We start from the raw sequence: 6,594 nt of genomic DNA, 5'->3' as shown, positions 1-6,594 counted from the left end.
GAGCTTTTTCAAGCCAATACTAACAAAACTCAAGCCTTCACTGCCAACTTATATCATCGACGGTTGCATCGGAATAATATATTTGGATGATATAGCGTGCGATCGTCTCCAAAAGCGGCATATCGCGATCGAGACGATCGCACCCTCATAATTCCGATGCTACTAGATTTGATATTAGATCGTTTGCGGTTGCATCGCTATTGTTCAAACAGCCAACAGCCAACAGGTAGGGGCGGTGGATGGTGCGGGCCCGCCCTCTTAACAATCAACAGTCAACAGCCAACAATCAACAGCCAACAATCATTTAGGAACTCCCGCCGTCAAGACTTCATGATTGTCAACTGTCACCAAAACATCATCTTCAATTCTCACACCAATACCGCGCCATTTTTCAGGAACCTCCGGCTGTCCTTCAACGGGTTTAATATGAGGAGAAATATAAATCCCCGGTTCCACCGTCAGGACTTGTCCCGCCTGCAAAAGTTGCGGAGTTTCGCCGTACTGATAAACGCCTGCATCGTGCACGTCCAATCCCAGCCAATGCCCGGTGCGGTGCATATAAAATGGCTTGTATTTTTCCTCTTTAATTATCTCTTCAATGTCGCCGACCAAAAGTTTTAAATCCATTAAACCTTCGACCAAAACGCGGACTGCTGTTTCGTGAATTTTGCTGTAAGGATTTCCTGGATATACTTGACTAATTGCCTGCAATTGCGATCGCAAAACTAAGTCGTAAATAATCTGTTGTTCGGCGGTGAATTTACCGCTGACGGGAAAAGTGCGAGTAATGTCGGCGTTGTAGTAGTTGCAAGCACAACCGGCATCTATTAGCAGCAAATCATTTTCCTGCATTTGGCGGTTGTTTTCGATGTAGTGGAGGACGCAGGAATTGTTACCGGATGCCACAATGGAAGGATAAGCGGGAGTGGCACCGTTCATGCCAAAAATATGTTCGATTTCTGCTTGAATTTCGTATTCGTACCTGCCGGGTTTGGCGAATTCTTGGGCGCGGTTGTGGGCGGTAACTGAGATGTTAGCGGCTTGGCGCATTGATGCTAATTCTGTTTCGCTTTTCACCAGCCGCATCGGGTGTAAAATGATGTTGGAATCTTCGATTGCTGTGGGGCCTGTACCGCGTTTCGGGTAGGTTGCCATCAATCTTTGCCAGTGATTGAGGATTGTTTGGTTGAAAGTGCGATCGCGCCCGAAGTGATAGTATATGCGATCGGCTTTTTCTAGATATTTGGGCAATTTTTCGGCAAGTTCGGCGATGGGAAACGCTTCATCCGCGCCGTACAATTTCTTAGCGCCTTCTACTCCGGCGCGATAACCGTGCCAAGTTTCTTTTTCCAAGTCTTTTGGCTGCACGAAGAGGAGAAATTTGTGTTCTTCGTGGTGCGGCGCAATCACTGCTACGGCCCCCGTTTCGTTGAAACCTGTTAAGTAGAAAAAATCGCTATCTTGTCGGTAGGCGTATTCTACATCGTTGTGCATGACGGCTGCGGGGGCGCTGCGAAATATCGCCGTCCCGCTGCCAATTTTTGCCATTAACTGTTCGCGTCTTTGCCGGTATTCGCTGGGGTTTGTCATTCGATTTTAGATTTTAGATTTTAGATTTTAGATTGCAGTCTAAGTCTCGATCGACATTTTAGGTTATTCGATTTGGGATTTTGGATTGCAGCCTAAGTCTCGATCGATATTTTAGACTTATTCGATCGCCAATCTACAAGTAAAGTCAACCAGCCGAGACAAATATGATTTGCTGCGATCGACCAAAGTCCATCTCGGATCGAAATTCGACCAGTTTTCGCCATCTTCGCTAATTCTGACAGTTCTAAACTCTCGCTTGGGGCAGTTAACTTCCATCTGCGCCAGCAATTTCTCGTTACTAAACTGCTGAGTGCCTAAAATAATTCTGACGGGATAAGAAGGAGCACCGGGAATATCCGATTTGCTTAATTCTACGCTGCTGGGGTCGATGCAAATATCTACAAAACATCTTAAGTTTTCGGCGCGGGCGCTCAAAGTATTGACGGAAATTAATGTTGAAATTACTATCAAACAAATCGATGAATTCTTAATCATATAGTTTCTTTTGAGTTTCTTTTGAGTCGGCGGTTGAAACCGCTGCTACACAGACAAAACCCGCCTGCGCGGGTTGAATTTCTTCAGTCCGCGTCGGCGGACTTTGTTTGTGTAGTCGCGAATTCTATTCGCCCTGAATATTCGGCTTTAACTTTTTAAAGCTGAGGAACGTACTGTTCTTTTTCAGGAACAAAAGTATATTCAGAGACGATCAGGCGCAACTCTTCGCCGTCGATGGTTTCTTTTTCGATCAGCAAATCGACTAAACGATCGACCACAGTGCGATTTTCGCGAATAATGCGGCGGGCATCTTCGTAACAGCGATCGACAATTTCCCGGACTTGTCCGTCAATCCGAGAGGCAATTTCTTCGGAATATTCCGATCGCGCCGTGTAGTCGCGGCCGAGGAAAATTTCGCTTTGCTGAGCTTCTAGGGCGATCGGGCCCAAGGTAGACATCCCGTAGCGAGTCACCATTTGGCGCGCCATACCGCTAACTTGCTGCAAGTCGTTGCCGGCACCGGTGGTAACTTCAGCATCGCCGAAAACTACTTCTTCGGCTGCGCGGCCGCCCAAAGCACCGCTAATCCGGGCTAAGATTTGCGATCTTGAAATCAAACCTTGGTCTTCGCTGGGCATGAACCAAGTCAAGCCGCGGGCTTGTCCGCGAGGGACTAAGGTAACTTTTTGCACGGGATCGTGGGCTTGAATCACTGTACCGACGATCGCGTGACCGATTTCGTGGTAAGCAATCAAGCGCTTGCTCTTGCTGTCCACCAGCGGCGTGCCTTCCATACCTGCTACCACGCGATCGACTGCATCGTCAACTTCGAGCATCGTAATCGCTTCTTTCCGTCGTCTCGCTGTTAAAATAGCAGCTTCGTTGAGCAAGTTAGCCAAATCCGCGCCGGTAAAACCCGGAGTGCGGCGGGCGATGGCATCCAAAGAAATCTCTGCAGACAGCTTCTTGTTGCGCGCGTGAACTTCCAAAATTTCCAAACGGCCTTTGATATCCGGCGTATCTACGCTAACTTGGCGGTCAAAACGTCCCGGACGCAGCAGCGCCGAGTCGAGCACGTCGGGGCGGTTTGTAGCAGCAATGATGATAATCCCAGTATTGCCCTCAAAACCGTCCATTTCCGTCAGTAACTGGTTCAGGGTTTGTTCCCGTTCGTCGTTACCGCCGCCGATGCCTGCGCCGCGCTGGCGGCCCACTGCGTCGATTTCATCGATGAAGATGATGCAAGGAGCATTTTCTTTGGCTTTTTTGAACAAGTCGCGGACGCGGGATGCGCCGACACCGACGAACATTTCCACAAATTCTGAACCGGAGATGCTGAAGAAAGGCACGCCGGCTTCCCCTGCGATCGCTTTTGCTAGCAAGGTTTTACCGGTTCCGGGAGGGCCGACTAGCAGCACGCCTTTGGGAATCTTTGCCCCTACTGCGGTGAAGCGTTCGGGTTTTTTGAGGAATGTCACGACTTCTTGAAGTTCTTCTTTGGCTTCCTCTACGCCTGCTACGTCGTCGAACAGTACGCCTGTTTTAGCTTCCATTTGAAAGCGTGCTTTGGATTTGCCAAAGTTCATGGCTTGGCCCGGGCCTCCGGGCACGTTGCCGCCGCCGCGGCGGAAGAGGAAAAACAGCCCTCCGACTAGCAAGAGGGGAAATACTAGATTGCCTAAAAGTCCCCAGACTGCGCCGTCGTTCCGCAGGGGATGGGTGTCGAAGCTGATTTGGGAGTCTCTAAGCCTAGAAACGAGTTCCGGGGAATTTGATGGCAAGTCTACCCGCCACCGCTGCTCGCGATTGTCTAGTTCGGGATCTACGGCTAGGACGATCGCCGTGCGGCCTCCATCGTACAAATCAACGCTGGTGACTCGATCGGCGTTTAAGTAATCTAAGAATCGACCGTAGCTTAAGCGGGTGCTGGCGGTGTTCTTGCTCATTTCTGCTGGGGATGGGGCAAAGGCTCCCTGCCACAAGAAAAAGCCGATGACTAAGGCGGGTAAAGTCCAAAGTAGTATAGTTCGCCAAGAAATTTTCATAAATAGGGATGCCTTGAATTGGGGACAGATCGGGTTAGATCGCGGTGCTGGAAAAGTGGGACAAAAGTTGACACTCAGAATCTTAACTAAATTTAACTTAACAATGCACGATCGGGCAACCAGGCCTCCGATCGCGATCGCTCGAAAATAGTGCTTGACTGAAACCGTTCAGGGAACAAGCCCCGGATCGCGACCCCTGTTGTCGCCTCTCAAATCTAAAATCTAAAATCTAAAATTCATGTTTGGGCGATCGTCCCGAATATAATGTTTGGTGCTGATTTCGATACCAATATAGGTAGAGTTAAAAGAATCGCCTCAAAACCCACTGTCTTTAAGCGCGGCAGTGTCAAGGGATAAGGCATGATAATGGTGAGGCTCAGTGAGGTAACACATTTCAATGACAACTAGACAGCTTGTTCCTAATTCGGCTATGCTGACGCAGCAGACTAAGATCGCTTCTCACAAATCGATTATTAGTGCTGATTTGGGTCGTACTGCAACTAAAGCTTGCGTAAGTCGCAACCCGAGCAGCGTTGTTTTTATCCCCGCCAACGTGGCTAATATGCCAGTGGAAAAGGTGCGGGGCGGCAGCTTTGAGTCCAAAGCAACAGACCCTCTGTTGGATATGTGGCTGGAGTATCAAGGCAAAGGATACGCGATCGGTCAACTGGCTGCAGACTTTGGCGCTAATCTCGGAGGCGCAGACCAGTCGAAAGTAGTGGATGCTTTGGTTAAGGTTTTTTCCTGTGCTGGATATTTCCAGATGAAGGGCGAAATGTCGGTAGTCCTGGGTTTGCCTTTTTATTCCCAGGAGCAATTTGAGAAAGAAAAGGAAGAGATTATCAGCCAACTGCGCTCTCCCCACGTTGTGGTGTACCGAGGCGAGCGCGTGGAAATTGACATCCGTCACGTTTGGGTGATGCCGGAAGGATTCGGCAGTCTGATTTGGTGCGAGGCTCAAGACAACAAGGAGTTTACGCCGGATTTACCGGAACTGTCGGTGGCTGTTGTCGATATCGGACACCAAACTACTGATTTGTTAATGGTCGATCGTTTCCGGTTCGCCCGGGCCGCTTCTAAGAGCGATTCTTTCGCCATGAACAAGTTCTACGAACAAGTTGCCTCCAAAATTCCGGGGGCAGACCCTCAATCTCTGTCTTTACTAGAAGCGGTGAATAAACCAGAAGGCGAGCGTTTATACCGTCCTAGAGGAGCGACTAAGCCGACTAACTTAGATCCTATTATTAAGGATTTGCGGGAGGCTTTCGCTAACGAACTGTCCGAACGTTTGGTGCAGTGGCTGCCTGAACGGGTGACGGATGTGGTTCTGACTGGCGGCGGCGGCGAGTTTTTTTGGGAGGTGCTGCAACCTTTGCTCAAAGACGCCAATCTTAAGGCTCACTTGGCTCAACCTTCTCGGAAAGCTAATGCTTTGGGACAGTTTATTTATGCTGAGGCTCAGCTAGCCACAATTAAGTAACGCATTAAGGCTTGAACCCTATGGCACTTTGGGCAAAAAATAAGGCGAATTTTTCGGTGGCGTTTACGGAAGATGCTGCGGATCAAACTTTGCTGGCCGCTATTGAAAAAGAGTTGGCTGTTACGAAGTATCAGACTTTCGGCAATCTCTGCAAGCAAGCTTTGTGGCAGTTTTTGTCTGTATCTGAGTCTGCTAGCTCGACAGATAGCTTTCAGCGGTTGGAACAGCGCATCGCTGAACTTGCAGTTAAATTTGCAGAGTTCGAGCGCCATGTTTCTGCTGAGGAATTAAGCCGTTTGGAGGGACTGGAACATCACCTGAGTCAACTCGGTGCCCAGTTGGATCGGTTGCAGGGGAGTGTTAACACTAAGTTTGCTCAAGTTTCTTTTGCCCAAGTTTCAAAAGTAGTAGAGCCTGAACCGATTGAGTCTGATTCTGTGGCGGATGATAATTTAGTGTCTGATGCTGAGGTTGCTCCTCGTCGGGATTCCGATCCTTTGTTGGAGCGTTTAAGTTCTTTGTTACCGCAAGATTTCTAGTATGAGGTAGACCAAGGCTATAAATCCTTGAGATGTGATGTTAGTAGCCCGCTGTTGACAGTGGGTACTAGAATAAATAAAGTCGATCGCTCTTTTTTTCAAAAGGGCGATCGACTTTGTTATTTGTTATTAGTTATTAGTTATTAGTTATTAGTTATTAGTTATTAGTTATTAGTTATTAGTTATTAGTTATTAGTTATTAGTTATTTGTTATTTGTTATTTGTTATTAGTTATTAGTTATTAGTTATTTGTTATTTGTTATTTGTTATTTGTTATTTGTTATTTGTTATTTGTTATTTGTTATTAGTTATTAGTTATTAGTTGTTAGTTATTAGTTATTAGTTATAGCCTTTCTCAGAAAGATGAGGTGCTCTCGCGGGCATCGGGCATCGGGCATCGGGCATCGGGCATCGGGCATCGGGCATCGGGCATCGGGCCTAAAAG

5 protein-coding genes are annotated in these 6,594 nt (G+C 47.9%); 2 read left to right on the top strand and 3 right to left on the bottom strand.

Annotated features, from left to right (window positions below; genetic code table 11):
• Positions 1-300 precede the first annotated feature (300 nt).
• The 3 genes from WBA89_RS26625 to ftsH2 all read right to left on the bottom strand — a co-directional run bounded on the left by WBA89_RS26625 (position 301) and on the right by ftsH2 (position 4,130).
• Complete coding sequence (locus tag WBA89_RS26625) at positions 301-1,590, bottom strand: aminopeptidase P N-terminal domain-containing protein (protein WP_424410662.1); 1,290 nt, start codon at positions 1,588-1,590, stop codon at positions 301-303.
• A 117-nt stretch (positions 1,591-1,707) separates the two neighbouring features.
• The gene (locus WBA89_RS26620; protein ID WP_424410661.1) at positions 1,708-2,085 is read right to left on the bottom strand and encodes a hypothetical protein; all 378 of its coding nucleotides are present in this window, start codon (positions 2,083-2,085) and stop codon (positions 1,708-1,710) included.
• A 155-nt stretch (positions 2,086-2,240) separates the two neighbouring features.
• Positions 2,241-4,130: an ATP-dependent zinc metalloprotease FtsH2 gene (ftsH2, locus tag WBA89_RS26615; protein WP_424410660.1), complete on the bottom strand. Its 1,890-nt coding sequence runs from the start codon at positions 4,128-4,130 to the stop codon at positions 2,241-2,243.
• A 397-nt stretch (positions 4,131-4,527) separates the two neighbouring features.
• On the opposite strand from ftsH2, the gene WBA89_RS26610 reads away from it, so the two are divergent.
• Positions 4,528-5,610 (top strand): chromosome segregation protein ParM, encoded by a 1,083-nt coding sequence (locus tag WBA89_RS26610; RefSeq protein ID WP_424410659.1) that lies wholly within the window; start codon positions 4,528-4,530, stop codon positions 5,608-5,610.
• A gap of 20 nt (positions 5,611-5,630) precedes the next feature.
• Positions 5,631-6,149 carry a hypothetical protein gene (locus tag WBA89_RS26605; protein WP_424410658.1) on the top strand — a complete coding sequence of 173 codons (519 nt, stop codon included), beginning with the start codon at positions 5,631-5,633 and terminating at the stop codon, positions 6,147-6,149.
• The last annotated feature ends 445 nt before the right edge of the window (positions 6,150-6,594 follow it).

This window comes from Microcoleus sp. (assembly GCF_049646505.1).
Classification (GTDB): Bacteria; Cyanobacteriota; Cyanobacteriia; order Cyanobacteriales; family Microcoleaceae; genus Microcoleus.
Note: the sequence above shows the minus strand (reverse complement) of the source record. Positions and strands in the feature narration are given on the sequence as shown.